Source organism: Vibrio sp. 10N.286.45.E10, from assembly GCF_002874195.2.
GTDB lineage: Bacteria > Pseudomonadota > Gammaproteobacteria > Enterobacterales > Vibrionaceae > Vibrio > Vibrio crassostreae.
Genome location: NZ_MCWD02000001.1, coordinates 1,403,080 through 1,428,894 on the forward strand (window position 1 = coordinate 1,403,080; position 25,815 = coordinate 1,428,894).

At 44.2% G+C, this 25,815-nt stretch carries 20 protein-coding genes and 1 pseudogene; 9 read left to right on the forward strand and 12 right to left on the reverse strand.

Annotated features, from left to right (window positions below):
• The first annotated feature begins 231 nt into the window (after positions 1–231).
• The 3 genes from BCU34_RS06375 (at position 232) to BCU34_RS06385 (ending at position 5,605) form a co-directional block, all read left to right on the forward strand.
• Positions 232–1,695: a sigma-54-dependent transcriptional regulator gene (locus tag BCU34_RS06375; RefSeq protein ID WP_048665023.1), complete on the forward strand. Its 1,464-nt coding sequence runs from the start codon at positions 232–234 to the stop codon at positions 1,693–1,695.
• Entirely contained in the window at positions 1,685–3,712 is a 2,028-nt protein-coding gene (locus tag BCU34_RS06380; protein ID WP_102431943.1) for a cache domain-containing protein, read from the forward strand. The genes BCU34_RS06375 and BCU34_RS06380 overlap by 11 nt, the downstream gene beginning before the upstream one ends.
• Before the next feature lie 273 nt (positions 3,713–3,985).
• Positions 3,986–5,605 (forward strand): methyl-accepting chemotaxis protein, encoded by a 1,620-nt coding sequence (locus BCU34_RS06385; RefSeq protein WP_048665025.1) that lies wholly within the window; start codon positions 3,986–3,988, stop codon positions 5,603–5,605.
• Between the two features lie 136 nt (positions 5,606–5,741).
• Here BCU34_RS06385 and BCU34_RS06390 read toward each other — a convergent pair whose 3' ends face one another.
• Positions 5,742–6,629, reverse strand: a complete 888-nt coding sequence (locus tag BCU34_RS06390) for a mechanosensitive ion channel family protein (RefSeq protein WP_009846738.1) — start codon at positions 6,627–6,629, stop codon at positions 5,742–5,744.
• A gap of 1 nt (position 6,630) precedes the next feature.
• Positions 6,631–8,976 (reverse strand): ATP-binding protein, encoded by a 2,346-nt coding sequence (locus BCU34_RS06395; RefSeq protein ID WP_048658729.1) that lies wholly within the window; start codon positions 8,974–8,976, stop codon positions 6,631–6,633.
• Between the two features lie 452 nt (positions 8,977–9,428).
• Between BCU34_RS06395 and BCU34_RS06400 the strand changes: the two genes are divergently transcribed.
• Entirely contained in the window at positions 9,429–11,012 is a 1,584-nt protein-coding gene (locus tag BCU34_RS06400) for an ABC-F family ATPase (protein WP_102478360.1), read from the forward strand.
• Between the two features lie 147 nt (positions 11,013–11,159).
• On the opposite strand, the gene BCU34_RS06405 is transcribed toward BCU34_RS06400, so the two are convergent.
• The 10 genes and pseudogenes from BCU34_RS06405 to fdhD form a co-directional block, all read right to left on the reverse strand.
• The gene (locus BCU34_RS06405; protein ID WP_102478349.1) at positions 11,160–13,049 is read right to left on the reverse strand and encodes a methyl-accepting chemotaxis protein; all 1,890 of its coding nucleotides are present in this window, start codon (positions 13,047–13,049) and stop codon (positions 11,160–11,162) included.
• Between the two features lie 361 nt (positions 13,050–13,410).
• Positions 13,411–13,518 (reverse strand): cytochrome bd-I oxidase subunit CydX, encoded by a 108-nt coding sequence (gene cydX, locus BCU34_RS06410; RefSeq protein WP_102431939.1) that lies wholly within the window; start codon positions 13,516–13,518, stop codon positions 13,411–13,413.
• Between the two features lie 26 nt (positions 13,519–13,544).
• On the reverse strand, positions 13,545–14,681 hold the full coding sequence (gene cydB / locus BCU34_RS06415; protein ID WP_102441556.1) for a cytochrome d ubiquinol oxidase subunit II: 1,137 nt from the start codon (positions 14,679–14,681) through the stop codon (positions 13,545–13,547).
• A gap of 9 nt (positions 14,682–14,690) precedes the next feature.
• A complete protein-coding gene (locus tag BCU34_RS06420; protein ID WP_102478350.1) occupies positions 14,691–16,307 on the reverse strand; it encodes a cytochrome ubiquinol oxidase subunit I in 1,617 nt (538 codons plus the stop codon).
• A gap of 108 nt (positions 16,308–16,415) precedes the next feature.
• Positions 16,416–17,024: a DoxX family protein gene (locus BCU34_RS06425; protein WP_102478351.1), complete on the reverse strand. Its 609-nt coding sequence runs from the start codon at positions 17,022–17,024 to the stop codon at positions 16,416–16,418.
• Positions 17,021–17,788 carry a putative DNA-binding domain-containing protein gene (locus BCU34_RS06430; protein WP_102478352.1) on the reverse strand — a complete coding sequence of 256 codons (768 nt, stop codon included), beginning with the start codon at positions 17,786–17,788 and terminating at the stop codon, positions 17,021–17,023. Before BCU34_RS06430 ends, BCU34_RS06425 begins: the two co-directional genes overlap by 4 nt.
• A pseudogene (locus BCU34_RS06435) lies at positions 17,781–18,682 on the reverse strand (DUF692 domain-containing protein). The gene BCU34_RS06430 and the pseudogene BCU34_RS06435 overlap by 8 nt, the downstream one beginning before the upstream one ends.
• Positions 18,683–18,780: 98 nt before the next feature.
• Positions 18,781–19,095, reverse strand: coding sequence for a hypothetical protein (locus BCU34_RS06440; protein ID WP_017112074.1), 315 nt, complete (start codon positions 19,093–19,095; stop codon positions 18,781–18,783).
• 1 nt (position 19,096) lies between these two features.
• Positions 19,097–20,038 carry an MBL fold metallo-hydrolase gene (locus tag BCU34_RS06445; RefSeq protein ID WP_102478353.1) on the reverse strand — a complete coding sequence of 314 codons (942 nt, stop codon included), beginning with the start codon at positions 20,036–20,038 and terminating at the stop codon, positions 19,097–19,099.
• Positions 20,039–20,475: 437 nt separating this feature from the next.
• Positions 20,476–21,306 carry a formate dehydrogenase accessory sulfurtransferase FdhD gene (gene fdhD / locus BCU34_RS06450; protein ID WP_102478354.1) on the reverse strand — a complete coding sequence of 277 codons (831 nt, stop codon included), beginning with the start codon at positions 21,304–21,306 and terminating at the stop codon, positions 20,476–20,478.
• Positions 21,307–21,761: 455 nt separating this feature from the next.
• Between fdhD and BCU34_RS06455 the strand changes: the two genes are divergently transcribed.
• The 5 genes from BCU34_RS06455 to BCU34_RS06475 all read left to right on the forward strand — a co-directional run bounded on the left by BCU34_RS06455 (position 21,762) and on the right by BCU34_RS06475 (position 25,814).
• On the forward strand, positions 21,762–22,226 hold the full coding sequence (locus BCU34_RS06455) for a DUF3305 domain-containing protein (protein WP_019824644.1): 465 nt from the start codon (positions 21,762–21,764) through the stop codon (positions 22,224–22,226).
• Positions 22,216–22,929, forward strand: a complete 714-nt coding sequence (locus tag BCU34_RS06460; RefSeq protein ID WP_102431933.1) for a DUF3306 domain-containing protein — start codon at positions 22,216–22,218, stop codon at positions 22,927–22,929. Before BCU34_RS06455 ends, BCU34_RS06460 begins: the two co-directional genes overlap by 11 nt.
• Before the next feature lie 299 nt (positions 22,930–23,228).
• Positions 23,229–24,890 (forward strand): 4Fe-4S dicluster domain-containing protein, encoded by a 1,662-nt coding sequence (locus tag BCU34_RS06465; protein WP_102478356.1) that lies wholly within the window; start codon positions 23,229–23,231, stop codon positions 24,888–24,890.
• A gap of 9 nt (positions 24,891–24,899) precedes the next feature.
• Positions 24,900–25,538 carry a molecular chaperone gene (locus tag BCU34_RS06470; RefSeq protein ID WP_102478357.1) on the forward strand — a complete coding sequence of 213 codons (639 nt, stop codon included), beginning with the start codon at positions 24,900–24,902 and terminating at the stop codon, positions 25,536–25,538.
• Between the two features lie 75 nt (positions 25,539–25,613).
• Positions 25,614–25,814, forward strand: a complete 201-nt coding sequence (locus BCU34_RS06475; protein ID WP_004733728.1) for a twin-arginine translocation signal domain-containing protein — start codon at positions 25,614–25,616, stop codon at positions 25,812–25,814.
• Position 25,815: the final 1 nt, after the last annotated feature.

A 25,815-nucleotide genomic window follows, 5' to 3' on the forward strand; every position in this document is an offset into this window, starting at 1 on the left:
CATAAGACGCTAATTGTTGTAATTAGAAATCTACACCTTACAAGCAATCTTAATGCCAATAAATCATGCATCAGATCTCATTAAATTGCTGTTATTTCGGACAAAACTGCGCCATTTACCCCGTTAAAATGAATCAAAACATGAGCTAGGACAAAATGTCGCACATTGTCCCTGTTGGACAAAAGGTTAATTGGTACACTCTGTCCCAACTTTCCTCACCGGCTAATCATTATGTCTTTACCTAGTTCATCTGCATCCAATCTCAACCCGAACACATTGACTCAATATCAGGCATTTTCTGTCTTGGTTGTTGATGATGAGTTGGGTATGCAGGCTATCTTAAAGAAAGCACTAGGTAAGTTCTTTGGCAAGGTGTCGAGTGCAGGGTCGGTTGAAGAGGCTGAAACGCTGCGTTCGAGTGAACATTTTGATCTGATTGTCCTTGATATCAACTTACCAGGTCGCTCTGGTATTGAGTGGGAAGAGGCGTTTAACGACAACGACAAACGCGCCGATGTGATTTTCATGACGGGTTATGCCGATCTAGAGATGACCATATCTGCACTTAAGCTTGGTGCTTCAGATTTTATTCTTAAGCCCTTCAACCTAGAACAGATGATACAAGCCGTTCTGCGTTGTATGGACAAGCGGCTTGACCAAAGAATGCAGTACGCGTTGAAGCGTGATGTTAGCCGTCATATCAAGACCGAATTGATCGGCAATTCAGACAAAACCAAACAGCTTAAACTGCTTATCAGTCAATTTGCACCATCTCGAGCTTCCGTTTTGATAGAAGGCGAGTCGGGTACAGGTAAAGAGTTGGTTGCGCGTGGTGTACATGAAGCCAGTAAACGTACTGGACCATTTGTGCCAATTAACTGTGGCGCGATTGCTCCAGAGCTTCTAGAAAGTGAACTGTTTGGACACACCTCTGGCGCATTTACCGGTGCGAAGAAAAACCGTGAAGGCCTTTTCCGAGTCGCAAGTGGTGGCACCTTGTTCCTTGATGAAATCGGTGAAATGCCGCTGCCAATGCAAGCAGCGCTACTACGTGTGTTAGAACAAAGAACCATTCGTCCTGTTGGTAGTGAGAAAGAGATCTCTGTGGATGTACGCGTTGTAGCGGCGACCAACCGAAACCTTCAGGAAGAGGTCGATAAAGGGCACTTCCGTCGCGATCTATTCTACCGACTTAATGTACTTAAGATTGATGTTGTGCCGTTGAGAGAGCGTCCATCAGATTTAATTGAGCTTGTTCCATATTTTACTCGTCTTTTATCAAGCGAGCTTGGGATGCCTGTTCCAAATTGGGCACATGAAGATATATTGGCGATGAACGAATACGAATGGCCAGGGAATATTCGTGAGCTTAAAAACTTAGTTGAACGATGCATTCTTTTAGACAAGCCACCAGCACACTACTGGCGAGAGATTAATGGCGATCCTGTACCGGCTAATATTTCAGTGACTGTGTCACATGGAGCGGAAATGCCAAACTTGAATAATGCAGATGTTGCCGAGGGTTATCCAAACACTTGGACACTTAAAGAAGTGGAAAAATCTCATATAGAACAGCTTGTTAGTTTCCATGATGGTAATAAGTCGGCTGCTGCGAGAGATCTTGGCGTGGCACGTAAAACGCTAGAGCGTAAATACAAAGATTGGAACACAGAAGGCTCTGAATATGCCGATTAGACGTCATTGGTGGTCAAAGTGGACGTTCCGATTCAAAACCATGGTGCGTTACCGCTTATTGTTCCTAACATCTGCTCCGATCATTCTGACTTTATGTGCACTTGTCGCTATCACATTGTATTGGTCTGTTCATTACACGTGGCAGGGCGCTTTGATTGATGTCGATGAGCGTTTAGATGTTGCCGACAACAGTATCCACCTAATTCAAAATCAGCAAGCATACAATGTTCGAGCGTTTGCCGAGTCTTATAACTTTCAAACCAAACTGGCGAGCGATCTTTCACACGAAGAGCTAACGAGATGGGTGTCTGAAAACAAATCTCGTTATGAACTCGACTTTCTACGCTGGCGCAGTGTCGAGAGTATGGCTAAGAAACTCGAATATCTAAATTTAACTCACAAGTCTTCGTTTTTCAGCGTGTTAAGCCGTAACGAACTCAACTACCTCGATAGTGACCTCGCTAAAAAAGCGGAAGTTCCGATGCTCAATGGGCAAGAAGTTGAGACTCGCGGACTGGTAAGCCGAACCGTTGTATCCATAAAAGATGAACGTGATCATGTGATTGGTTTTCTGGATGGCGGGATCTTACTTAATAACAGTACTCAACTAGTCGACCAAATTAGTAATCTTATCTACCCAAAAAGAGAAGGCTTTAATCGTCATATAGGTACGGTCACGGTCTTTCTCGATGACCTTCGCGTCAGTACCAATGTACCTTTAAGCAGTGAAGAACAAGCTGGGCGCGCAATTGGTACTCGTGTTTCTAATGAGGTTCACTCAAAAGTTTTAAATGAAGGTAAAGAGTGGCTAGATCGAGCGTATGTTTACGATGCTTGGTACATCACGGCTTATCAACCAATCCATGACCAGTTCGATAACGTGATTGGTATGCTTTACACCGGTTATTTGATTTGGCCGCTGATAGAAACGTACCTGACCAACCTTGGTGAAATTAGCATTACCATTGTGTTGCTGTTATTGGTATCAGGTTTGATCGTTCACCGTGGTGCGCGTGATCTTTTCAATCCAATAGAACGCATCCACAAGGTCGTCAAGCTAGTCCAGATGGGGCAAGACAAGCGCATTGGCACGTTAGGTTTGGATGATCAACACGAACTTACACTGCTCGCTAAACAGTTCGACAAGATGCTAGATTTGCTCCACGAACGTAATCAAGAGATTCAACAAGCTGCGTCTGAACTTGAATGTAAGGTTCACTCTCGTACCGCGAGTTTAAAAGAGAAAACTGAAGAGCTCGAATTGCACATCAAACTACTTAATCAAGCCAGAGATAAGCTGGTGGTCAATGAGAAATTAGCCGCATTAGGTGAATTAACGGCAGGCATTGCTCATGAGATCAATAACCCAACTGCAGTGATTCTTGGCAATGTAGAATTGATGAAGTTTGAACTAGGCGATGACGTGAGCCGTGTAGACGAAGAAGTCCACGCCATCATGGAGCAGATAGACCGAATTCGAAACATAACGCGAAGCCTGCTTCAATACAGCCGTCACGGCGGCGTGCAAGATGAAATTACGTGGCAACATATCAATCCAATTGTCGATGAAAGTATTACGCTCGTAAAAACAGGGGCGAAAAAGAAAGGCATTGTGTATGTCTCGAAATTGAATGCTAGAACCTCAGTCGAAGTCAACCGCAACCAATTGCTACAGATTCTGGTTAACCTACAAATGAATGCGATTCATGCGATGGAAGGACAAGGTACGTTAACCATCTCGAGTGAAGACTGGGTTGAAAGCGGCGTGTCTCATGGGGCGATTGTTCATGTGGAAGATGAAGGTTGCGGTATCAAGGAAGAGCAGCTGAAACGCATTTTCTCGCCTTTCTACACGACCAAGCGAGATGGTACAGGCTTAGGCTTATCCGTTTCTCAAAGTATCTTGAGCCAAACGGGCGGTGAGATACGTGTTGAATCCGAAGTAGGTAAAGGAAGTCGATTTAGTATCTACCTTCAACAAAAAGCCACGCCTCAATTGCTAGTATCAAATCTATAAGCTCTAACAGCCAATTCACCGATATTATCACCCGATAATATTTCTAACGCGCTTGGGCTATTACACGAACGTTTTAGCCCAAGCACGAAGATTCCGCACTACTAATCTATCGCCAGCCAAATCTCAACCTCCGCCTGTTTGACGTACACCTCTTTTTAGTTATGTAACACGGTGTATATCCTTCGATCTTGACGCATATCATCTGAACTGTACGAATTTTTGATAACTTGGTCGAAAATCCATAATCAAAACAAATAATAAAGTCAGTCAGCTATGAAATTAAGTAACCTATCTATCAAATTAAAGCTCGTCTCCATCGTCATTTTATCGGTCGTTCTACTGGTAATGGCATCCACCTTTAATTTAATGCAACAGCGTGCTAGTTCGATGGAAGAGCGGCAAGATAAACTCAGCGCTCAAGTTGAAACCGCGGTAAGTTTGGCAAACTACTATTACAGCCAACGCAGTGTGCTGGGTGAAGAGGTCGCAAAGGATCGTGCGCTACAAGCCATCAAAACGCTTCGTTATGACAACACTAATTACTTCTGGATTCTAAACCAGCAGCTCAACATCATTAGTCATCCGTTAAAACCAGAGCTTGATGGCACTAATGCCGGAAACCTTAGAGATGGAGCAGGTAAGCATCACTGGCGCGAGATGGTCACCATTTCTCGCACTCCTGAAGAGAAAGGCTTTCTTGATTACCAATGGATGAGCCCGCAAGGTGAACTCAAAGACAAGATCTCATACGTTCAGTTGTTTCCAGAATGGAACTGGGTGATTGGCTCTGGAATCTTAGTCGCGGATATCCAAGAGGCGTTCTATGCCTTAGCTATTAAGGAAGGGATGGTAGCGGTTGTTTTATCTGGCTTACTGTTCGCTATGGGTTACGCGATTTCCAACAACATCCTTGTGCCACTGAATAAGCTTATCGATAACACCCATAAGATTGCTGATGGGGATCTTCGTGTACGCATGAACATGACACGCAAAGATGAGCTTGGTGATATGAGCCACCAGATAGATACCATGCTCGATAAACTACAAAGCACGCTTCGCACCGCCAATGAATCTGCAGATTTGTCTAGCAACATGGCAAGTCACATCGCGCAAGCCAGTGAAGAGGCCGCAACCAGTGTTAACGCTCAACATGCGCAGCTGGAATTACTGTCTACTGCGATGACTGAAATGAGTGCGACTATCTCAGATGTTGCAGTGAATGCAGAGAACACGGCCGCTAGTACTAATAAGGTGGTCGATCATGCAAACCAGAACGATCAAAACATGCAGGTCACTTCTACAACCATTTCTCAGGTTTCTGATAACATTTCAACCGCGAACAACTTAGTTAGAGATCTGCAATCAGGCGTTACTGAAATAAGCCAAGTTGTCGGTGTGATTCGTGATGTATCAGAACAAACGAACTTGTTAGCGCTTAATGCGGCAATAGAAGCAGCTCGCGCGGGAGAGCAAGGCAGAGGATTTGCAGTTGTGGCAGATGAAGTCCGTAACCTAGCGAGCCGCACTCAGAATTCAACCAATGAAGTGCAATCCACAATTGAGAAACTGACTCAGCAAGCAGAGCGTACCTTTAAAGCAATGCAAAGCAGTAACGAGAAGGTTGACCACAGCGTTGTCGCGTCTAACGAAACTCGCCAACAACTCGATGTGATTGTGAATGAACTGCATAACGCTAACGACATGGTGGCTCAGATTGCTGCAGCGTCGGAACAGCAGAGCACAGTCGCAACGGAAATGAGTGAAAGTGTTACTGGTATTCATTTAGCCGCGAATGAGGTTCTGCAGGCATCGCAATCGCTCGCAGAAGACAGTCAGAAAATGGCCAATACCACAGAGCATCTAACAGAACAGTTGAAGTACTTTAAGGTATAAACTCAAAAGCACTTAGCGTTAACACAGATAACACCACATAAAAAAACACCTCCGTACTCGAGATAAGTTCGGAGGTGTTTTCGTTTGTCGCTGACTAGGAGATTAATTTACTCTCCTAGCGTTAGACCAAGTTCGATTAATGCGCCGCCACTGAAATCTTCGGTGGATTGATGTTGTGCTTCTTAAACTCTTTCATCACACGCAGGGTAATGTCGGTTTCAAACAACTTCTCATACGCGGTGTCCACCACATAAGCCTTACACGTCAACTGTATCGCAAGGTAGTTATCGGTAATCGTCTGTTTAACCAAAACCGTGACAGGCTTCGGCAAGTGGATGTAACGACTCGAAGACGCCGCTTCTTGAATTAAGTCACGGGCTAGGGTGATGTCTTCATTCATGCCGACGTAGAACGGAATCACCACCTGCATGTCCAACGCACCGTAGTTACCACTGGTCGTCACTTCATTTAAGAACTTGTTATTCGGAATGGTAATGATGTCGTCATTCAATGTTCTCATTCGTACCGAACGCAAACCGATAGTAATGATGTCGCCGTAGTTACCCTCAAACGTGACGCGGTCACCAACCTGAAAGGGTCTATCAATCATCACTGTGATACCGGCGATGAATGAAGCAGCCAAGTCTTTAAGCGCAAAGCCTACCGACACGGCGAGGGTGCCACCAATCAAGGCCAGTATTTGGTCGTTGATTCTAAAGCTCATCATAAACACGATAAGACCGGTGCTCACATAGATGAAGAACTGAGTAAACGACTGCAGTTTTTGTAGTAGCATTCGATATTGCACGAACTGACTACCAAAGCTGGTCACTAACGAGTTGATGAACTTAAGCAGCAACCACATCGCAGCGATAACGATCATGGAGAAGAACACGCCGCTCCATCGCACGAGGCTCGCTATTTTAGAGATGTTTTCTACGTTAGCTAACTCTTCCGTCGCAAAGGTAGGGAAACTGACAGCACTTGCCAAGCCAACAAATAGCAGGATAAATAACTTCTTCATTTTACTTCACCAGTAGATGTTGACGGTCGAGAACGTTCGTAATATGGCGGAACCAGTGCTCAGAAATTCGAGCCTTTTCTTCATGCCAACCAATATAACCACGGCTTTCAAAGTAACGCAGAATCCCCGTTATCTCTGCCGTGCTCAGCTGTGTACATTCAGACAACACTTCCGGAGAAGCGATTTCCAGTTGAACGATAGAACGAAGTACAGCCAGCATAGGTTTCGGCATATTTTCCAGCTCCTGGGCTTCAGGAACATGGAACAGACGCACCACTGCTTGATCTGTCTCTTTGTTTCGGTTCAAAGAGAGTCGGAAGAAACGCAGCGCAACGGTAGGGTTGCCATCAGAGTAGTGCCACAAAATTCGATAGAAACCTTGGCGTGCACGTTCTTCTTCACTCATATCATCTTGGTCCCATTGCTTAGGGACTACTAAACCATCAAAAGACAACGGCTTCTCAAGCTCCGTATTGATACGGCTATTTAGAAGTTCACCCACTTGTTTCTCTGTCCAACGCGGAAGGAAACACACCAAGTCAAACAGCAAACGTTCGCCACGCGCTCTATCCACAAATCGCCAGCTTGATTTGGCGATCGATATCACGACACGGTGGTTCTTTTTAGAACGACGCAGAAGGTTGGTCAAACGAATCAAATCAGACAGGCCACCGACCATTGGTTGCACCAGTCGTTGTGCGTTATCAATCGCGATAAGGTAAGTGGTATTGCTCTTACGAAGATGCGCTAATATTTGAATTTCAGTCGCTTCTTCGTCCAAGCCAATACTCACGGCTAAATGCGCTAAAAGCTCTTGGTAACCCGCATAAGGGCAACTCACGTATACAGGCTCAGCGTTAGAGACTTTGTGCAGTAAGGTATATAGCAGCGTTGTCGCGCCGACACCACGTTCGCCAGACACAATACAGATAGCCGGGCTGTCTGACATTAAGTAGCGTGATAACTGCTTAATTTCATCTCCCGCGTAATCTATCAACGTACTGTCGATATTACCCGGAAGAATGTATTCATAGGTTTGATCGCCTTTGATTCGAACCAAGTTTTGCTGATTCTTATCAAGGTCAGACTGTTTAGCAACTTCAATTCTAAATAGATAAGCTAAGGCCTGGCTAAACAAAGTGTAATTGGATAGCAGGGCCATAATTCGATGTTGAAAGTTGTAAACACTCAACCACACGATGCCAATGGCCGTCGCCAATATATTAAGTAAGAAGGTATCCTTGCGGTTTACTGCCCAATTCACCCAAACCGGACGATCAGAGATGTGTTGCAACGTATCGAAGACCTTCGCTCTCCATAGTCTGAGAACTGAGATCGTGACCAGCACAAACCAAAAAAACAGAGCGCTGTAAATCCAGCTGTAAATCGTACCTTTGCCTAGCGTAATACTTGATATCTGGAGAATCACACCCGCAACGATGAAGCTCCACACGTAACGACGAATAGTCGATAGGCGTAGTGCTATCACTTCTTGATTTGATGTACGACCTAAACGGTAGGCAAATTCCAAAATAAAGCTGATGGCAATCGAACCACCTAGAATCCACCAAGTGAAGATCTCCAGGAAAATCAAATGTTGAAGACTAGGGATACTAGAAAGCACTCTCAATGACAATGTGATGGCAATTAGCCAAGCAATCGCACGATCAGCGCGGCTGATATACCAAATCACGCGAACCAGAAAAGGAGGGTTCGTTTTCGCTTCAAGAAAGTTAATTCGAAACAGTTCAATCAAGCGGGTGCTGTTGGCAAGCCACCACACTAAACCGAAGTAGATGAATAACACTTTTAGTGAGGCACCAATCACAGGCACTGGCGAAATAAAGATGTCTTTAACAAGCGCTTTAAAGCTACGAATTTGGAAATAAACAAGATACTCAATATTGAGTTTGGTCAATTCCCACTCTTGCTTAAACTGGGTCACACCATAGGGACCAAAACCGGTTAAACGCTCTTTGTTTGCAGAGTTGGTCTGCTCTAAAAGATGCTGTTTACTTACGTTCAAGCTATTCAGCGTGACGTAACTGGTTTGAACGGCAAACCATTGATCGGCGTCGCTGTTATCTCTGTAAGCTTTTATCTGTTGCTCGAAGGTTTTGATTTCCTGCTTTTGAACTCGCAGAACTTCGGCAAGCAGAATATTGACTTGGCGTCTGTCCGACGGCTCCATAAAGAGAGGATCGGGTAACGAATCAATTCGATCATCGAGGTCAACAGCAGAATCGGATACTTGCGGCTGAGATTGTAAGTCATATTCCAAGTTGGCATGACTAGGCCATGAGAGAATGGCCAACGTGAGGATTAAGAAGCGCGATAGTGAACGCATAAAAGTCTCTTAGAATTATGAGGTTAGGATTACTATAGTTAGATAATCTGACTTTGTGAAATCCAACCCCGTATCGGGGGCGAGTACTTTATTCCTGTTTCGATCGATTTTGTCATGAAATTGTCAGGGATTAGGCTAGTCTTGGCTATGTCTGTTGCTGCTTTGATCAGGGTGGCTTTGACTGTGACCAATCAGCATACGATATATTCAATGGTTGGCATGATTTGGGACGTTATATACCACCCATTATGGGGCGCTGTTCGATATTTTGTTTTTCCTGAAAATCGACGGCTTTTCGGAGATAAATAGAAAATCAAAAATGTGAGTCAGCTCAAACTATGATTTGGCTAGGTTATCACTCACTTAATGGCCAGTAATTGCAATCAATACTTGCAGTTAAAGCCCTGAACAAGTAACGTTGCGACGTTTTTCACATTAAGAAGGTAATGGCATTGATCTCCACAGCAAATATCACCCAACAATTCGGCGCTAAGCCACTTTTCGAAAATATTTCAGTTAAGTTCGGCGAAGGCAACCGCTACGGTTTAATCGGCGCGAATGGCTGTGGTAAATCGACGTTCATGAAGATCCTATCTGGTGAACTTGAGCCAAGTGCTGGTAACGTAAGCTACGATCCTAACGAGCGCGTTGCTAAGCTAAACCAAGACCAATTTGCTTACGAAGAATTCACGGTAATCGATACGGTTATCATGGGTCACAAAGAGCTTTGGGCTATTAAGCAAGAGCGTGACCGCATTTACTCTTTGCCAGAAATGAGCGAAGAAGACGGCATGAAAGTAGCCGACCTTGAAGTTCAGTTCGCTGAAATGGACGGCTACATGGCAGAAGCGAAAGCGGGTGAGCTTCTTCTTGCAGTAGGTATTGAAGAATCAATGCACTTCGGTCTGATGAGCGAAGTAGCACCGGGTTGGAAGCTTCGTGTTCTATTGTCTCAAGTACTGTTTGCAGACCCGCATATCATGCTTCTTGACGAACCAACGAACAACCTGGATATGGACACCATCAAGTGGCTGGAAGATACGCTAAACCAACGTAACTGCACAATGATCATCATTTCGCACGACCGTCACTTCCTAAACTCTGTTTGTACACACATGGCTGACCTTGATTACGGCGAACTTCGTCTATTCCCAGGTAACTACGATGAGTACATGACGGCAGCGACTCAAGCTCGTGAGCGTCTATTGTCTGACAACGCTAAGAAGAAAGCACAAATTGCTGAACTTCAAACATTCGTATCTCGTTTCTCTGCTAACGCATCGAAAGCGAAGCAAGCAACGTCTCGTGCTAAGCAGATCGATAAGATCCAACTAGACGAAGTTAAAGCGTCTAGCCGTCAAAACCCATTCATCCGTTTCGAACAGTCTAAAGAGCTATTCCGTAATGCACTTGTGGTTGAAAACCTATCTCAAGGTTTTGAAGAAGACCTATACAACAAGTTCGACGGTATTTTCGAAGTAGGTGAGCGTGTTGCTATCATCGGTGAGAACGGTGTGGGTAAAACAACACTCCTTAACACACTAGCTGGCGCTCTAGAGCCACGCACTGGTGAGTACAAGTGGTCTGAAAACTCAAACATCGGTTACTACGCTCAAGATCACGCACACGATTTCGAGAGGGACATGAACCTGTTTGACTGGATGAGCCAATGGCGTCAAGAAGGCGAAGACGAGCAAGTTGTTCGTGGCTTCCTAGGTCGTATGCTATTTGGTCAAGATGACATTAAGAAATCTGTAAAGGTTATCTCTGGTGGTGAGCAAGGTCGTATGCTTCTTGGCAAGATCATGATGCACAAGCCAAACATCCTTCTTATGGATGAACCAACGAACCACATGGATATGGAATCTATCGAAGCGCTTAACCTGGCTCTTGAGAACTACAAAGGCACATTGTTCTTCGTATCTCACGACCGTGTATTCGTAGACTCGCTTGCAACTCGTATCCTTGAAATCAAAGATGGCAAGATCAACGATTTCCGCGGCACTTACGCTGAGTTCTTGAAAGCACGCGGCTAATACCGTGTAGTGAGAGCTGATACGTAATAACACGTTAGTACGTATTCAAAATTAGAAAGGCCTCTATCTTAGCAATCAGATAGAGGCCTTTTGTTTTTCCATACCACACGAATCAACTAGCTTGCGCTAATCGTTAATCGCTAATTACTAGTACTTAAACTGCGCGACAATTTTCTCTAGCTTCACACTCACGCTCGAGACTTGTTCACTGCAACGCACTGATCCAGAAACCACAGTATAGGTGTCACTAGCAAGGTGAGCGATATCAGTAATGTTTCGGTCAATCTCAACAGAAACCATCGATTGCTCTTCAGACGCTGTTGAGATCTGGCTGTTTAAGTCGAACATCTCGCCAACTTGGAAGTGTATTCCTTCTATGGCATTCACCACGTCTTTGGTTTGGTTTTTCACCAGCTCAGTTTGTTCTAAGCTCGCTGTCATCTTAGCGACGGTCTTGTCTATTCCAGTGGTTAAACCATGAATCGTGGATTCTATTTGATGGGTTGAATCGTTGGTCATTAGGGAAAGCTCTCGCACTTCGGACGCAACCACAGCGAAACCTCGTCCATGATCGCCGGCACGCGCTGCTTCAATCGCAGCATTAAGTGCCAATAGGTTGGTTTGCTCAGCAATACCTTGAATGGTCGTCACTACCTGATTGATTTCACGGCTCTGTTCTTCGAGCTGAACGATGAGATCTTGCGACTCTGCAATGTTTTCTACCAAGACATTAATACTGTCGTTGGTTGATTGTGTCTTTTGTAGCGCTTGATGGGCATTTTCTTTGATCTTCTCGGCATTGGTTGCGGCATTTTCGATGTTCGCCGTCACCTCATTACTCGTCATCACTAACTCGTTAACTGCCGTTGCTACCGATTCAGATTGCTGCTTTTGTTTCTCTGCATTGCTCATGCTTTTAACCGCCGCTTCTTCAGAGCTGCATGAACTGTCTGTCAGCACCGTCATCACGCCGGATAGCTCTTTGATGTTACTGTGCAGTTTATCGATGAAGGTATCGAACGAGTGGGCAAGTTGAGCGAGCTCGTCGTTACCTCTGGCGTTCATTCTGACGGTTAAATCTCCATCTCCATTTGCAATAGACTCCATCATCACGTTTATCGCTCTGATACGACCCAGGATGTTGCGACCGATGAACACCAATAACAGAGAAAGCAGAGCGACGATAGCTGCACCAAACAGATGTAACATGTTTTGTGTGTTTCTAACTGCCGCTGTAATCGCTTGGCTTATCTCATTCTGCACTTCTTCAATGGCTTGTTCCGTTTGATGAACATTGCTACGTAAGGCGCCTCTAAGCCCCAACTCTGCAGACAAACCTAGATTGCTGTTAGCAACTAACAGAGTTTCAACCGCGGCCTTATATTCGGAATAGGCTTGTTCAGTCGCAATCGAAGTTTGGGAGTAGGGTTCAAACTCAACAAGAGCATTGGTTAACGCTGCATTCGTTTGGCTATTAATATGTGCGAGGTAATGGAAGTCTTTTTCGATCAACTCTAACAACGCAAGTTCCAGTGCCAAACTTGATTCTGATTCGATTGCTGATTTCAGCGCTGTTCTTTTTCCATCGAGGGTTGCGACAAAGCCTAAAGGTGGGGTTGTGCGTTCAATGTCGTTCACTTGATTGACGATCTGATGGAACTGTTTCTGGTACTGATGAAGGGTATCGGAGATTTTGGTCATTTGATCGGTAAGGTGAAGCTCGTGCGAGGTTAGAGTTTGGTTCAACGTCACCAATCTTTGATTCAATGTGTCGGCAGTTTTATCGAAACGCTCTGCGTATTTTTGATCGTGTCGAGACAAGAAGTCTTTCTCATGTCGCCTAAGCGTTAATAAATCGACTGAGCTTCTAAGGTTTTCGGTCGCAGCGAGCTCCAGTGATTCCAATTTGTTTAGGCTGAGCTGCTCGTAGATGGCATAGATAAAAACAGAAATAAACAGGGTGAGGTTGATTAAAATAAACTTACTGCGAATAGAAAGAGACAGCAAACGATGCTGAGGTTCCGATGGATTGTTCATGGTTAACTCCCTTTAAGCCAGTGACGTTGATATTCATATTTATTTTGTAATTAACAGATATATTAAAATGATGAATATGTAACTAATAGCCTATAGGGTTGTTAAAGCAAGGTCCGTTGATGGAGAAAGCTACTTAATCGATGATATGCACCAACTTAACTATTATTAACTTAGCCATTTGAGACGCCGACTTTGCTAGCGAAGACGGGGGTAAGCACGTGAGATTAGATGCGAAAAGAAAAAGTCCTCATTAACACTCATGTCAGCAATCTTTGAGATCACAGGCATCGCATTAAGTAAGGACTTTCAGTTATTTTAATTAGTTAGCTTACTATTTAGTTAACAGTTGCTACGCTCCGTTTTATCCGTTTTGATCATCGAGAAAATCGGTGTGCTCCAGCCATAGAGCATTAATGATTCCAAACGCGCAGGCTAGCAACACGCCAAGTACCCAACATAAATACCACATAGGTTATCCTCCTATTTCATCTTTAATTAATACAGTGACGAGCTGTTATCATGAATGTATTGACTGTCTAATCGACCGAACATTTTGTAGTAACACCAAATTGTGTAACCCAAAATAATTGGCACCACAATAACTGCCACAACCGAGATAATGCTCAGTGTTAACTCACTCGATGTTCCGTCCCACAGCGTTAAGCTATGCGATGGCATCAAGCTAGATGGCATGATCATTGGGAATAGAGCTACGCCCGCTGTCGTTATGATGCTTGCGATTGATAAGCTCGAAGAAGCAAAGGCTAAGCCAGCGCGGTTAAGTCGAGTCATCACTGCACAACTCAGCATTCCGATGATGCCTAGCGCAGGGATTCCCCAAAGTACCGGATAGTTTTCGTAGTTATGTAGCAGTAAGTCATCAAACTTCATGACATGTTTTAGCAATGGGTTTGAAACACCATCGGTCACAACTGGGCTAGTAATCAGGTAACCCGGAAGTGTATATGCGTATAGCCCACCAACAATAAACAGACCTACAGTCACAAGCGCCATACATACGATCACTTTCTGGGCACGTTGTTTTAAATCACCCGTCGTTTTCATCTGTAGGAATGCCGCGCCTTGCGTGACAACCATCGCCAAGCTCACCAAGCCACATAGTAGTGGGAAGGGCGTGAGTAGATCCCAGAAACCACCTTGGTATGACATCATTAGCAATTCGTTAAATTCAAACGGAACGCCAATCATCAAGTTACCGAAACCAACACCAAAGATAACCGGAGGAATGAAACCACTAACGATAAGAGCAATATCACAAGCTTTCTTCCATTGCGGGTTGTCGATCTTAGCTCGGTAATCCATACCGAGTGGTCTTAACCACAGGGTCGCCAACACGATAATCATGGCTAAATAGAACCCGGAGAACGCAGCCGCGTAGATTGCCGGCCATATCGCGAAGATCGCGCCACCCGCGGTCACCAACCACACTTGGTTACCGTCCCAGTGAGGGGCAATCGAGTTAATCATGATTCGTCGATCAACTTCTGACTTCCCTAAAACTGGGAGCAACGCCGCAACGCCCATGTCGAAACCATCGGTAATGATAAAACCGATCAACAACACACCAATAACTGCCCATGTAAACAGGCGAAGATTTTCGTAATCAAACATCTGAATTCCTTAATGAAGGTCGATAGTTTTATCTAGCTGACGCGGTGTGTTTTGCTCACCTGTAATGGCTAGATCTTGGTTTGATTGCTCATGATGATAGCGACCCGTCTTCAGTGCGCTCGGGCCCATTTTTGCAAACTTAACCATCAGGAACATTTCTACAATTAAGAACGCGGTGTAGAACAAGTAAACCAGGCCGATAGAGATCCACAGACTTGAAGCGGGTAGATTAGAAGCCGCCATATTGACTGGAAGGATTTCGCCAATTGCCCAAGGCTGACGACCATACTCAGCGACAAGCCAACCCGCTTCACAAGCAATCCACGGAAGTGGGATCGCGCATATTGTTGCTTTCAGTAACCAACGACTGGTACCAATCTTACGGCGACAAATTTGTACGAATGAAAGACCAATGATGGCAAACATCAAGACGCCACACACCACCATGATGCGGAAGCTCCAGAATAGAGGGGCTACCGTTGGGATTGTGTCTTTGGCTGCTTGTTTGATCTGTTGTTCTGTTGCATCCACCACGTTATCGCTGTATTTCTTAACCAGTAAGCCATAACCTAGGTCATGTTTAACCGATTCAAAATCATCGATATTTTGTTGTGATTTATCACCAGAGCGTAGTTTTTCTAATAGTCCATAAGCCAAGATACCGCTGCGCACACGTTCTTCATTTTTTGCTAATAGGTCATGAATCCCGACGACTGGCGTATCTAAAGAACGCGTTGCGATAATACCCATCACGTAAGGGATCTTAATCGCATAGTCCGTCTCCATGGTCTCTTGATTCGGGAAACCGAACAGTGTGAATGAGGCTGGGGCTTCTTCTGTGTGCCATTCAGCTTCGATAGCCGCCAGTTTCACCTGTTGAACGTCTCCCAACTCATAACCCGATTCATCACCTAGCATTACTGTCGATACAATCGCAGCCATACCGAAGGCACTTGCAATTGCAAATGAACGACGAGCGAACGGTAAATCACGCCCTTTAAGCATGTAGTAAGCACTGATACCCATGATGAATAACGCGCCAGTTGTGTAACCTGCCGCAACGGTATGCACGAACTTCACTTGAGTCACTGGGTTGAAGATCACCTCAACGAAGTCAGTCATCTCCATACGCATGGTTTCGAAGTTAAACTCTGCACCCACTGGGTTTTGCATCCAGCCATTGGCCATCAGAATCCAAAGACCAGAGAAGTTCGAACCTAGCGCCGTCAACCACGTTACCGATAAGTGCTGACGCTTAGAGAGCTTGTCCCAACCGAAGAAGAACATACCAACTAAAGTTGATTCCAAGAAAAACGCAATCAAGGCTTCAATGGCAAGCGGAGCGCCAAAGATATCGCCTACGTAATGTGAGTAATAAGCCCAGTTTGTGCCGAATTGGAACTCCATGGTTAGACCGGTAGCAACACCGACAGCGAAGTTAATACCAAACAACTTACCCCAGAACTTGGTCATGTCCTTGTAGACGGTTTTGTTGGTCATGACATACAGCGATTCCATCACTGCGAGTAAGAAGGAGAGACCTATAGTTAAGGGAACGAATATAAAATGATAAAGAGCGGTACTTGCGAATTGAAACCGCGACAGATCAACGACATCTGTAAGCATATAAACTCCTTCCCGCCACGAGAGTGACGGGTAAGACAATGGAAAATAAGATGATAATTAGAGAGAACTAATTAAGGGTTTTACATGTGGCTGTGTGAAAAAAATCGATTACCAACGCAATGCTTTGGTTTGTTTTCTAGGGAACTGTTTACGTAACCAGTAATCTGCACTCACGTAACGACCACCGCCGTAAACTAGCAGTACTAACAACATCACGAAGTAGGTGCCTGCGAACTCCATACCGTTGTTGAGCATTACCGGGTCGCCAAGTTCAGTGATGTAGTTGTAACGACCTGGGAAGTTAACCGCGAGCCATTCGATGAAGCCGTTAAGACGAACGGTTGCTTCCATACCACCAGTCGCAATCGCATCCCAACCGTGCTTCCAGTGAACCATTGCACTGGCCACGCTCATCATGAAAATCATTGGAATCGAGATAAAGCGAGTAAACAGACCTAACGCGATACAGATACAACCTAACACTTCGGTCGCTGCCGCTAGGAATGCCAAGAGCTCTGGGAAGGGAAGGTTAAGACCCCCGTCAGCTGCTGAGGCACCAAACCATGCCACCGTTCCCGAGAAGCCCAGCACTTTTGACCGTGCACCGACGTATATCACCGGAATCAGATAGAGACGTACTGCAAGCAGTACTAAGTAGTCGTATTGTTTGCATTTTTCGACAATAGCGTCGTACCAGTTGAGGGCTGACTTAATCATAATTTTTCTCCTAAAGAGTGAACGCCAATCAGTTCTGTTTCACTGAAGTGTTCAACCCAATTAATAAACTCGAATCTCGCCAATTGTTGAGCAATTATTTGTTTTATATCGGCTAAAGAACGATTTGGTTGTTGTTGGATTATTTGAATAATCGCAACATCAATTTCTCTTAGCTTTATCGTGTTGACGCGTTGGTCTAAGTCGCGATAAATCGCGTAATAAATTGAGTGTCGCCTTTGTGTTAGAAACGTCAGTGAATCACCATGAACAAGGAAAGGTACCTGTACGAGCTTCATCGTACTGTTGACTAACAAGCCCAATTGAAGCTGTTGTTCATCGATACAAAAGTCACCCGTCCACGACATCGGCAATACTTGCTTTGAAGAGTCAATTTCAACGCAAAAGGCACACCATTCGAACTCCAATACAGCCAATTGATCGTCTGTAAGTTGATGGGTGGCAGTCAAACTAGATATATACATTGGCTGAGCGCGACGCTGAACAAAGCTGACAAACTCAGTCGCGATATGATGAAACTCCGGCTCTGAGGCGTAATGCACGACAACAAACTCATCAACCAATATCAGTAGTTGGTCTTGGTCGACTTGTTGGCAAAACAGCGGAAATGTGTTGTTCAATACACCAAATACGTTATCTCTAATGAATTTGCTGTATCGGCACACCGCGTTGCCTTCAAGTGGCGAACGTATCAATGCAGCCAAAGCTTGTGTTTGCCTTACCATTGAGTTTGGCGGATTATGCATATAGCAACTCGTGCTCAAGAGGGCGATGACTTACACCAGCATCTAGAACCTGACTATGCACACCTCGTAACTCTTCTGTCAGTACAACCAAAGGCGGTACGTTGTTATCTCTTTCTAGCAATAACGGTTTACTGCCATGAATAGAGAAGGTGTAACGTGCCAAGTCAATAACAGCTTGCTGTACTTCCATGCCATGGGTATCAATCAGCGACTTGTTACCTTTAATCGATTTATCACTTTCAACCGACCTGTCGTTTTCAACTAAATGCCCTGCAATGTGGTAATAGCGAAGAGCATCACTCGCAAAGCTTTAAGCATTTGAGCTGCATCAAAGTGGTGGTTCTGACTGTTCACGTAGAGATTATTGATGTCGACCAACAACTCACAGCCACTGCGCTTTGCTATTTCAGCGATAAACTCACCCTCAGGCATCTCATCTCCGTAATTGTGGTAATAAGAGATGTTCTCCATTACCAAAGGACGTTGAATGATGTCTTGGACTTGCTTGATTCTGTCCGCTAAATAGTCGATGTTTTCTGCGCGGCGTGGCACGGGTAACAGTTCATACAAGTACCCTTGATTGTCTCTAGAAAAGCTCAAGTGCTCGCTATAGACTTCGATATTCAATTCATCGAGAAACTGACCAACCTGACGTACAAACTTTGTGTTAAGCGGCTGGCAATCGCCAATAGACAAACTTAAACCGTGTGCAATCAAGGGGTAGAGCTTAGATATATCTTGTAATTGCTCACGCTTAAGTCCACCCAAGCTCATCCAGTTCTCTGGTGCTAACTCGAGAAAATCAATATCAGGGTGCTTTGGGGAACGAGCGAGCAGTTCAATGTGCTCACCGCGTAGCCCAATGCCTTTGTCTGTATTCTGAATGGTTCGCACTTTATGGTTTAACTCTCTGCTTTTAGGGACTCGGTCATTTGATGCTAAAGCTTTGGTTTTTAAAGCCTTATTTTTTATAGCTTTAGTTTTATGCGTTTCTACTGGCCACATACTCCACCTGTCACCTTGCTATTCGCCATTAAGATGCGTTCTTTACTTGGCGAGATACCTTCAGCTGTTAAGCCACATTTCCCGTCACGAGCTCGAACTAAACGGTCTTGTGGGTTACTGGTCAGTTCCGCTTTTTCGAAACGTTTTTCTGTACCACATTTACCTGCGGCACATTTACCACCGTGTCCTGAAGATTGTTTAGCTTCAACAGGGGCTTCGGCAGGTGCATCAGCAAACGCCATGGCAGAGTTAAGACTAATCACAGACGTGATCGCGATTGATAGGGCGATTTTGTTGTTCATGTTATTTCTCCTTTACAGCGGACATAGGGAAGCTGGCTAAATCACGACCAGACATGATTGGTCCGTCGTAGTATTCGCGTACGATTTTGATCGATTCAGATTTACGCTTAAGGCCTAGACCCATCCAGTGGTTAAGTACCAACATTTTTGGATTGATCTCTTTAGCAATCTCACCAATCACGGAAGGCTTAGCGTGCATGAATGTAGAGACACCATCGGCTTGTTCATGAATCGCCATTGGCATCATCATGATGTCGGCGCCGCGAGCGAAGTCTAAGAAGGCAGGGTTGCTACCGTTTTGGTCAGCTGAAATCACCATTACGCCTTCTTCACTTTCAATTCGGTAAGCGAGACAAGGCACATCACCATGAGGAATACCCAGAGCAGTGATCTTCAAACCATCTTTTTCATAAACAACGGTTGGCACTGTGGATTGATAGTCAACATCGGTAAGATTGACCGGGAATAGACCATCGGTTCCATCGTATAAGCCAGCAAGGTAAGCGTATGCGCCATGGTCTGGGTCAAAGTTCGCTGCAAAGTAACCGTTGAGGCTTGGGAACGCAGAACCTGCGGTTGGACCTGAAATCTCCAACGCCTTTTCGCGTTCAAAGAAATAGCCACCTTTAAGAAGAGCAGGCACATCATTCACATGGTCGGTATGGAAATGCGTGATACCCATAAAGTCTAAGTCTTCAAGTTTTGCACCTGCTTGACCAAAACGGAGATAAACACCACCACCGGCATCAATCATGATTCGTGATTTGCCTTTCCACCATACGATTTCGCCTGATGACGCACGTAGGTCATCCGAGATAGGGCCACCTGAGCCCAGTATTTGTAATGTAAAGTCGGTGTCGACCGGCTTGAGTTCAATTGCGTGACAGTTGGCGCCCAAGGTTAATCCAAGAGCTATTGCTAAAGCTTTTAAAGACTGTTTCATATTGTTATCCAATTCTTTGTTTCTTATGCATTTTCTTCGAAGTGAGCATTCAAAGAAGTGATACATTCGCTAAGCAACACAACAAGTGCGTGCTTCGTTCTGTTCACGGAGCACAAGATAAAGAATTGTTAATGTTTGGTATGTCTAGTGATTTTGAAATTAACGTTAAGTAAAACTAAACATATAATTGAGCGGGTTTTGTCGCTGAGTTAAAGCGCAGAAAGGGTTGTAACAGCGAACTGGAGATCAAAATTGTGCGAATAGAATGATGGTTCAAGGAGAGGGAATGCTAAGAAGAGTAAATGGAATAAAAGAAACAAAAGAAAAAGGTGCAAGCCTTCGCCTACACCTTTTATGAGTTCATCTGAAAATTGGCTTTGGACAACTTTGCTTTTAGAAAACTTTGGCTTTAGATAGCTTACTTGCTTTCAGAGAAATTATGCTGATTGTTCGCCTTTTACATCAAAGTCGATCTTGTCTGCACCCGTGAACACTTGGAAGCGTAAACCCTTAGCGCGAGCGATGGTGGTGATGCCGAATTTCTGAGCCAAGTCTAAACCCATTTGAGTTACACCAGAACGTGATAACAGAACAGGGATACCCATCTGAGCAACCTTAATCACCATCTCAGACGTTAAACGGCCTGTGGTATAGAAGATCTTATCTTCACCTGACTCTTTGTTAAGCCACATCTCACCAGCCAATGTATCAACGGCATTGTGTCGGCCAACATCTTCAACAAACGATAGAACCTTGTCGTCTTTACAAACCGCACAGCCGTGTACCGCGCCTGCTTTCTTGTAGGTATCGTTATAATGAGTCAGCGCTTCAAGCGCTGTGTAGATTTCAGATTGTTTAATCTTAGTTTGAGGCACTTGGTAATCTTCCAATTGCTTCATCACGTTGCCATACATGGTGCCTTGACCACAGCCAGACGTTACGGTCTTCTTTTTCAATGCTTGTTCAAGTTGGCTCGTGTCTTCTTTGGTGATAACCGCTGCAGAACTGGTTTCCCAATCGATAATGATAGATTCAATGGCTTCTGGATCAGACAGAAAGCTTTGGTTCTTCAAATAGCCTAATACTAATGACTCAGGACGAGAACCCAATGTCATCAACGTTACGATCTCTTTCCAGTTCAACATCACGGTAAGAGGGCGCTCACACGCGATTTGTTTCGTTAGCTTTTCCCCATATTCATCAAACACTTCAACTTCGATTGTCTGAAGTGGGTTCTCACTGGTTTTTATTATGTTTGGTTTTACCACAGTCGTTTCCTACTTAATGAGATAGCGATTTTATGAGATAAGAAGTCAACAAGAGCAATAAAGCTCTCATTCATCAATACGCTAGTTTGTTGGTTCGCTATAGCCTAGGTTTCGATTAACGTTATCGAGCCCGCCATAGCTCTGAGAATACATAGCTCTGTGAATAACATTAGCGAATTAGCTAAAGCAAATCTTATTCCAAAATAACGGGGATTGATGGAAACATGAAGCATTAGATTAAAATAGCGCAAAATATGAGAGTTCACTGGGTGGAGTTGTCTGAAATAACCAGTATCGACTAACGTTATAATGACAACTTGATAACGAACGCTATAGATACGCTCTCGTAGGTAATCCGTATTGGCGTGTTTATTGCTTTATGGGGTGTATATGATTGCGCACAGTACAAAATGTCCTAAGTGCTTTCAGACCAAAGAAAATCAATTGGGTGAAGTATGTCTGAGATAAAAGAATTCCAAGAACAATATGAAAAAACAGAAGCAGCTTGGCCAATCGGTGTCCAAAGAATAGAGAAAGAGATCAAAACAGGTATCTGGGTAACCACACAATGGGAATTGACGGGGTTTGAACTGTCGCCAGAAGACGATACTCAAGACGTTTGTTTACTTCAATTACATAAAGACGAGCGTACAGACTATCGTTTCAACCTTAGCTCTCAACAACCTAAGCTTTTCTTAGTGATGGATAACGTCGATTCTGGTGTTGAGCCAGTCATTCAGTTACTTACGGCATCACAAACCGTTGCTGGGCAATACATGGACGGTGACAACCAAGTCCTTTCATACGACATTCCTTTGCCAGTACAAGCTTGGATGGAAGCATTCATTGGCCGTCATGGCGAGTTACTAGAAGCAAGACGTAAGAAACGTAAAGGCGCGGGTCGATCAAATGGCAACTAACTTTTTTAGCCGTTGGTCTCAACGAAAGCTCGATGAATCGTCTGATGAACCATTAGAAGCGCAACAAACGCTTGAGGAAGCCGAGCTTATTTCTTCAGAGGCTTCGTCTGCTGCTTCATCTATAGGTGCAGAAACATCAGAGTCATTAGACCGTCAGATTTTAGAAAATAGAACTTTAGAAAATGGTTCTCCAGAAAGCAATGAAGAAACTCATGCTGTCGATTCTCAAGCTATTGACTCTCAGGAGATAGCATCAGAAACGACTGAAGACTTGTCTGTTGCTCAATTATTGGTGTCAGAAGCATCTGAGAGCGTAAAAAAAGCGGCCTTGCGTAAATTATTCCTCTCAGAAGAGTTCAACGTTCGTGATGGTTTAGATGATTACGACGACGATTACAGTAATTTAAAGTCTCTTTCTGAAGGGGTTGCGGAAACCTTGCGTGATTGGGTTAAAGACAAAACGGAAGACGAAACCACACCAGAAGAAGAGCAAGCCATTGATAATAAAGATGAAGGTGAGGTTTTAGGAAATTCTGAAAGCGATCTTGAGGTATCTGATAATGAACTTGAAACGTCAGAAATTGACGAAATAACAGAACAAGAAAATGAACTGTATAAAAATACAGTATCAGATGTTGACGCTACAATGTCAGACGAAGCTGACCTGAAAAAGATGGGACAAAATATACCACACAAAGAATAGGTACATTTTGACTAAACACTCAATGAGCCGCTTGCGACAAAATGTCCCAAGCGGTTTTTTTATACGCACAATAAACGCTATAAATCATTAAACTACTGATATATTGGGATTATTAAACTGGCATGGCATTTGCTAAATAACGTTCATTATCAACTTTTTTGTAGATAGACGAGTTCATGGTCTGACGAACGGCACACTGGCTAAAGGGTTAGTTGTTAACGGATTACTCAGCAAGTTCTCTATCGCTTACTACAATGAAAGTTGAACAGATTATCCATGTCCAAAGATGGAACTGAGCAATGCTTAAACAATTATTAGAACAAGCAACTTCAAATAACGCTAAAGCAAGACTGTATGCATTTGAAAATACAGTTGAGTTAACAAATCTGATTCCACCTACTGTTAGCTACGAAAGCGGTGGCAATACGCTAATTATTGGTCCAACTGCGATCATTGAAAGTGCTGCGGCGCAATTACCTCAATTGACGAGCCTAACCTTATTGTCGACAGACGGCGAAAAGGGCACAAACCCAGAACTGTATTTCGCGAATTCGGTTCAAGTATCCGGTTTCCTTGGCACGTTTGAAGTTGTGATCGAAAGTAAAGGCACATCAAGCAACCTAGCGAAAGTCGCGATTAATCACGATTGTTTCGATGTTGTTCTAGACCTATGTCTGAATAGTTGCATGACAGAAGAAGTGCCTGTACCTGGTTATTACCCAGTAGGCCGTGGCTATCCAAAACTGGCTGAAGCACTGGAAGAGATTCCAACGCTAATGGGCACGTTTGATAAACCTAAGTTCTTCCGTCTAGACACTGACCTTTGTGCGCACAGTTCTCGTGGCGTAAAAGGTTGTGAGCGTTGTGTTGATGCTTGTCCTGCTGGAGCACTATCAAGTGAAGGCTCAGATAAGACCGGCCATAAGATTGAGATCAACCCTTACCTATGTCAAGGCGTTGGTACTTGTGCAACGAGCTGTCCGACAGAAGCAATCTCTTACGCATTGCCTAATCCTGACGATACTCAAAAATTCATTGAACGTACGCTAGCGAATTACGAGCAAGCGGGCGGTCTTGATCCTATCGTGCTTATCTGTAGCTCACGTCATGAAACCTACAATGTGATGGCTCTTAAAGCGCTACCAGATAACGTCATTCCAATTGTCGTAGAAGAACTGCCATCTATTGGTATCGATACTTGGTTTGCAGCTCTAGTAAATGGCGCGACTCAAGTTCTGTTTGCTGCATCTCGCTTTATGCCAGAAACGATCATTCGAGTTCTGAATAACGAAGTAGGGATCGCACAAGAACTGCTAGACCAAATCGGTATTCCAAAAGAAACCATCGATATCCTGTACCTAGAATCGCTACGTGAAGGTCCTCCAACACTTTGTGTGGATTCGTTCGATCTTGCACTTGGCGATCTTCAAGGCAACAAGCGTCAACGTCTATTTACAGCACTTGATGCTATGTCTTCAGCTCGAATTCCAGTTGAGAACATTGTTGAGCTTCCATCGAATGCGCCATATGGCACGGTTTCGTGTGAAAGCAAAGATTGTACGTTGTGTATGAGCTGTGTGGCTGTGTGTCCAACACGTGCACTTCATACCGACGGGGCATCTCCATCACTTAAATTTGTAGAACAAGACTGTATTCAATGTGGCTTGTGTGAAAAGGCATGTCCTGAAAATGTTCTGGCTCTTACGCCTCGTATGAACTGGGTAAAAGAAGAACGTCAAAAAGCAGTTGTGATTCATGAAGAGAAAGCTGCGGAATGTGTACGTTGCCATAAACCATTCGCACCTCAGTCTATGATCGACATGTTACAGAACAAGTTACGCGGTCACTCTCACTTTTCAGATGAAGCAGCGATCAACCGTATTGCTATGTGTGAAGACTGCCGTGTGGTGGATATGTTCGATTCAATGGCGCAAGACCCATTGAAACAATTGAAATACTAGGAGTTAGCCTTGGAAACGAATTTGGATCAGGCACAAGAACAGACACTAAGAACTGAGATCTATTTGGTTCTATCTGCACTGTTTCGTAGCGCACCTTCTGAAGAGGTGATCGACTTTCTAAAAACGCTAGACATTGAAGCGCCTGAGAGTGCGATGCAAAAAGCTTGGATTGCTATTCAACAAGCGGCAACAGAATCAAATCGCGAAGCGTTAGAAGACGAATATCAAGACCTGTTCATTGGCATTGGCCGTGGAGAGATTGTTCCATTTGGTTCTTGGCATCGCACTGGCGCCATGATGGAAAAACCATTAGCAGAGATTCGTCACGATTTAGAGCTTTTAGGCATTGAACGTGATGATCAAGTAAAAGAACCAGAAGATCATATTGCGGCATTGTGTGAAGTAATGGCAATGCTAACTGGTGAAGAAGAAGCCCTGCAACAAGCGGTTTTCAATAAGCACCTTGGTCCTTGGTTCAACTCTTTTACGCGTCAGCTTGAAAGTGCAGAAAGTGCCAACTTCTACAAATCGGCCGCTCAGCTGTGTGAAGCATTTTTAACGTTAGAACAAGTGCGTTTTAGCGTTAATACAAAAAGCAGTAAGCATAAATTAAAGATTGATGTGAAAAACGTCACTGATTACGAGTAATCGAGCAGTACGCGATTATATCGATAGAGGGGCATTAAGCCTCCAAAAGATCTACCGTAAGGTAAGGAAGCAATGATGAAAGATAATAAAGAAATAAACACAAGCCGTAGGGACTTACTCAAAGGCTTAACGACTGCAGCCGTAGCTGGTGCCGTTGTCGCTGGTACAACGAAAGTGGCAACTGCTTCAGAAACGGTTGAAATGCCGAAAGAAGACATGAAGAAGACGGGCTATCGTGAAACGCAACACATTCGCGATTACTACGACACGCTTTAGG

Coding starts and splice junctions, on each gene's coding strand:
- BCU34_RS06385 (WP_048665025.1), top strand. CDS start 3,986: ATGAAATTAAGTAACCTATCTATCAAATTAAAGCTCGTCTCCATCGTC.
- BCU34_RS06445 (WP_102478353.1), bottom strand. CDS start 20,038: ATGAAACAGTCTTTAAAAGCTTTAGCAATAGCTCTTGGATTAACCTTG.
- BCU34_RS06460 (WP_102431933.1), top strand. CDS start 22,216: ATGGCAACTAACTTTTTTAGCCGTTGGTCTCAACGAAAGCTCGATGAA.
- BCU34_RS06390 (WP_009846738.1), bottom strand. CDS start 6,629: ATGAAGAAGTTATTTATCCTGCTATTTGTTGGCTTGGCAAGTGCTGTC.
- BCU34_RS06455 (WP_019824644.1), top strand. CDS start 21,762: ATGTCTGAGATAAAAGAATTCCAAGAACAATATGAAAAAACAGAAGCA.
- BCU34_RS06405 (WP_102478349.1), bottom strand. CDS start 13,049: ATGAACAATCCATCGGAACCTCAGCATCGTTTGCTGTCTCTTTCTATT.
- BCU34_RS06420 (WP_102478350.1), bottom strand. CDS start 16,307: ATGCTTACAGATGTCGTTGATCTGTCGCGGTTTCAATTCGCAAGTACC.
- BCU34_RS06425 (WP_102478351.1), bottom strand. CDS start 17,024: ATGATTAAGTCAGCCCTCAACTGGTACGACGCTATTGTCGAAAAATGC.
- BCU34_RS06440 (WP_017112074.1), bottom strand. CDS start 19,095: ATGAACAACAAAATCGCCCTATCAATCGCGATCACGTCTGTGATTAGT.
- BCU34_RS06380 (WP_102431943.1), top strand. CDS start 1,685: ATGCCGATTAGACGTCATTGGTGGTCAAAGTGGACGTTCCGATTCAAA.
- BCU34_RS06465 (WP_102478356.1), top strand. CDS start 23,229: ATGCTTAAACAATTATTAGAACAAGCAACTTCAAATAACGCTAAAGCA.
- cydB (WP_102441556.1), bottom strand. CDS start 14,681: ATGTTTGATTACGAAAATCTTCGCCTGTTTACATGGGCAGTTATTGGT.
- BCU34_RS06430 (WP_102478352.1), bottom strand. CDS start 17,788: ATGCATAATCCGCCAAACTCAATGGTAAGGCAAACACAAGCTTTGGCT.
- BCU34_RS06395 (WP_048658729.1), bottom strand. CDS start 8,976: ATGCGTTCACTATCGCGCTTCTTAATCCTCACGTTGGCCATTCTCTCA.
- cydX (WP_102431939.1), bottom strand. CDS start 13,518: ATGTGGTATTTATGTTGGGTACTTGGCGTGTTGCTAGCCTGCGCGTTT.
- BCU34_RS06475 (WP_004733728.1), top strand. CDS start 25,614: ATGAAAGATAATAAAGAAATAAACACAAGCCGTAGGGACTTACTCAAA.
- BCU34_RS06375 (WP_048665023.1), top strand. CDS start 232: ATGTCTTTACCTAGTTCATCTGCATCCAATCTCAACCCGAACACATTG.